Annotated in this window: 4 protein-coding genes; 1 reads left to right on the top strand and 3 read right to left on the bottom strand. The window is 65.1% G+C overall.

The window, feature by feature from the left end:
* Positions 1-392 precede the first annotated feature (392 nt).
* Positions 393-1163: an SDR family oxidoreductase gene (locus BRAS3809_RS33405; RefSeq protein ID WP_008966432.1), complete on the top strand. Its 771-nt coding sequence runs from the start codon at positions 393-395 to the stop codon at positions 1161-1163.
* A 134-nt stretch (positions 1164-1297) separates the two neighbouring features.
* Here the strand turns inward: BRAS3809_RS33405 and BRAS3809_RS33400 are convergent, their stop codons facing one another.
* The 3 genes from BRAS3809_RS33400 to BRAS3809_RS33385 all read right to left on the bottom strand — a co-directional run bounded on the left by BRAS3809_RS33400 (position 1298) and on the right by BRAS3809_RS33385 (position 3351).
* The gene (locus BRAS3809_RS33400; RefSeq protein WP_008966431.1) at positions 1298-1828 is read right to left on the bottom strand and encodes a GNAT family N-acetyltransferase; all 531 of its coding nucleotides are present in this window, start codon (positions 1826-1828) and stop codon (positions 1298-1300) included.
* Between the two features lie 117 nt (positions 1829-1945).
* Positions 1946-2770: a phytanoyl-CoA dioxygenase family protein gene (locus BRAS3809_RS33395; protein ID WP_008966430.1), complete on the bottom strand. Its 825-nt coding sequence runs from the start codon at positions 2768-2770 to the stop codon at positions 1946-1948.
* Between the two features lie 236 nt (positions 2771-3006).
* Complete coding sequence (locus BRAS3809_RS33385) at positions 3007-3351, bottom strand: hypothetical protein (protein WP_008966428.1); 345 nt, start codon at positions 3349-3351, stop codon at positions 3007-3009.
* Positions 3352-3479 lie beyond the last annotated feature (128 nt).

Raw genomic sequence — 3479 nt, 5'->3', positions numbered from 1 at the left:
CTTCACGTCCGCAAGCTGCCGTTCGTCCGCGCGCCGAAGCGCGCTGCGGCAAACCAGCGGCCATCGCCTCCCCGCCTCACGTGTCGTGACGATCGCGATACGCCCCTCGTGGCGAAACGGGATGGCGGGAGTAGAGCATATTTTCTGGAAAAGCGAAAGAGGAATCTTTTTCCACGATCGACATGATCCATGGGGGTGTTGGCCAGCTCCAGATGTTTTGCTTCGTCACATTCCCCCGGCCGAACACACTCGATCACTGGGACGGACTTGAAACGTGGAGTCGCATGATCGAAACTGCGTCTAGCCGCTCGCACGCGGTCGCCGCGGCCGGTTGTTACTGCGCTGCCCAGGCCGGATCATCCCGACGTCGAGTGAGATCTTGGAGTTGAAGCGTGGCGCAAGTGGTCGTGATCAGTGGCGGCGGCACCGGCATCGGGCTTGCGACAGCGCGGACCTTCGCTGGACGTGGAGCACAGGTCGTGATCGTGGGACGCCGCAAAAGCGTGATCGAGGCCGCGGCCGCGTCGATCGCCGCTGAGCAGCCGCATGCGCCGGCTCCCTTGGCCATCACGGCGGACCTTGCAGAGGTGGAGCAGGTCGAAGCAACACGAACGACGCTGGAGCAGCGGTTCGCGGCCGTCGACGTGCTGGTGAATGCTGCCGGCGGCCATGTGGCGCGGCGTGCGCCGACCAACACCTATGATGACAGTCTGGCGGGCGTGGCGCGGCGCTGGACCGACAATTTCCGCCTCAACACGCTGACGGCCGTGCTGCTCACCGAAGCGCTCATGCCGCGCCTGCGTGCGCCGGGCGGACGGATCATCTTCGTGAGTTCGATCGCGGCCTATCGCGGATCCGGCGAAGGGTCTTATGGCGCGGCCAAGGCAGCGCTGCACCCCTACTCCGCCGATCTCGCCAGACGGCTCGGACCACGCGGCATCACGGTGAACGTCGTCGCGCCGGGCTATGTCGCGGACACGGAATTCTTCGGCGCGGCGATGAGTGAAGCACAGCTGAAATCGAGGATCGATGAGACGATGAACGGCCGCGCGGGGACGCCCGACGACATCGCCGCGACGATCAGCTGGCTCGCCTCGGCGGAGGCGGCGCATGTCACCGCGCAGATCGTTCAGGTAAATGGAGGGGCCGAACGCGGGCGTTGAGACTGGAGATTCCTCGCGGGACGCATTACCGAAATGGCCAAGCATGGCATGCGTGAAGCTCCGCATTCGATTGAGTGCATTGTCACCGAAGGTCGGTCTCGTCATCGATCGAGCGGCGGGACCGTGCCTGATGATCACCAGGGCAGTCCGCAGAGATCGAGCGCGCCCTCTCGCGGACTGGTCCGGAGGTCGAACACGAGCGGGTCCGTGACCGCGAACCGGACACGGCCTTGCTGCGGTTGCTCGACGTAAACCTCTCCCTCGAATGCACGCCAACCGAGGCGCGCGTAGAGTGGCGCGTGGCGCGGCTCGCAGAATAGCAGCCCGAAATCGGCGCGATGCGTGTCCCGCATCTCCGTCACCGCACGGCGCATCAGTGCAGCGGCGAGGCCTTGTTCGCGACAGTCGTAACGTGTCGCCACCCCGCCGACGCCGCAGATCCTGACCGGACCAGCATCGAGCTGCGCATCCCGCAGGTGCAAGCCGGCATGGGCGATGACGTCGTCATGATCGTCCAAGACGAGGATGCGGTGGTCGGCATCGGCCCAGGCGATATCCTTCCAAGGCAGTTGCGCAACGACGTCGATGGGCCAGACGGCGTTCAACAGCGGGCGTGCGAGCCGCCATCCGCTCTCGCCGCTCATGATCTCGATGCGATGGTGCATCCTGATGCTCGCCAACTGATGAGAAGGTTGATCTCAGAACGCCGGGCGCATGATTTTCGTCGTCGCTCCAATGCATTCCAGGACCGGGGACCGTCCATCGGCGCCGTCGACCGAGCCTCAGTTCCTGCCAAGCGCCAAGCGGATCGCGATCTCCACCGGCGAAGAGGCGCCGTCCTCGCGATCGGGCCGCAGCGGCTCGCTCGGATGCAGCGGCGGCTGGGCGAGAAAGCGCGGCTGCCTGCCCCGGTGCATCTGCGCCGCATGCGCCAGGAACGGATGGCAGAGATAGACATCGCCGGCCTCTCCGGTCGCGAGTACTTGCGGACGCTCCAGGCTGTCGGCGAACTGGCTCAGTTCGTCCGCGGAGCGACCGGCCTCGCCGGCCGGCGCGAGATAGCGCGCGACGTCGAGATGCGAGGCGGTCTTGATGCGCGTCGGCGCGTCATGCTCGCCTGTGTCGGAAAACAGGAACAGCATCAGCAGCGCGCGGCCTTCGGAACGCCAATTGACGCGCCAATCGGGGAAGCCCGTCTGGCGGTCCGGGCTGCTGTCGGGGCCGGCAAAGCTCAGATCGATGTGCCAGCCGGCATCGCCGGGATCGTCCGGATGCGGAAAGCGCACCGGGAAGGTGCCGAGGCCCGGACGTGGACGCCAGCGTCCGGGGCCGACCAGCTGATCGAAGGCGGCGTGGAGGCGCGGCGTGTTGACCGCCTGCTTGAACGGCGCGCCATGATACTGACCGAGCCGAACCACCGGGCGTGTCCATGAGGACGGATCGTCGGCACGGCACGGCAGGTCGCGCCAGAGAATGTCCCGCGCGGCCGCGGCGAGCTCGCGCGAGAATGCGTGCTCGAGCTTGACGAAGCCGTCACGGATGAACTGATCGATCTGCGCAGACGACAGCGCAGGCGGCTGCGCCGCCAAAATAGAATTGTCGGGCATGGAAAAGCTCACATCGCTTAGCCGAGTGAGATGGGTCCGCGCGCCGCGCGGTCACTGGCCGGGTCTGATCCAGAAAAACGCGGCGGTAGGCCGCGCCATGTCGTGCGCCCGCAGGGCGGGCCGCACTCAACGGTTCAGAAAGAAGACCGACGCGATGGAGATGATGCTTTTCATGCCGAGTTACTAACACGCGTGCTGATGGTGATCAAGACGCCGCGGGAATTGGACGTCCATGGCTACGGCGTCAGAACGAACTTCGTTTCCTGAAAATCGATCGTCCTGCCCTGGAAATGCGGCGCATGCCGCGGCGTGACGAGAAACGCCAGGCTCACGCCATCGACCTGCTGCACCAGCCGCGCTGGCAGCTCGTCGACAGCGTACCAGCCGGTCGACACGCCATGGACGATGACCCGGCGCTTGATCTCGTCATACTCCTCCGCCCAGAAGATTGCCGGCAGCGTCGTGCGGCCGCGGTCCTGCGAAGCCAGCTCCGTCAGCTCGCGCAGCATCGCGGCAGCCCTCTCGCTCAGGTGGAAGTTGGCGGGGATGAACACGACCTTCTCGAAACCGTTGCTTGGCATTGCGCACTCCGCCTGACATTGTTGGTCCCTATCGTCTCCCCGAAGACCACCATTAGTTCTGCGCACTCGTACCGACCATGGCTATTGCTTGTGATCAGTATGAGCTTTTGGCAAAACTGTCTCCACAA

It is taken from the genome of Bradyrhizobium sp. STM 3809 (assembly GCF_000239795.1).
Lineage (GTDB): Bacteria > Pseudomonadota > Alphaproteobacteria > Rhizobiales > Xanthobacteraceae > Bradyrhizobium.
Note: the sequence above shows the minus strand (reverse complement) of the source record. Positions and strands in the feature narration are given on the sequence as shown.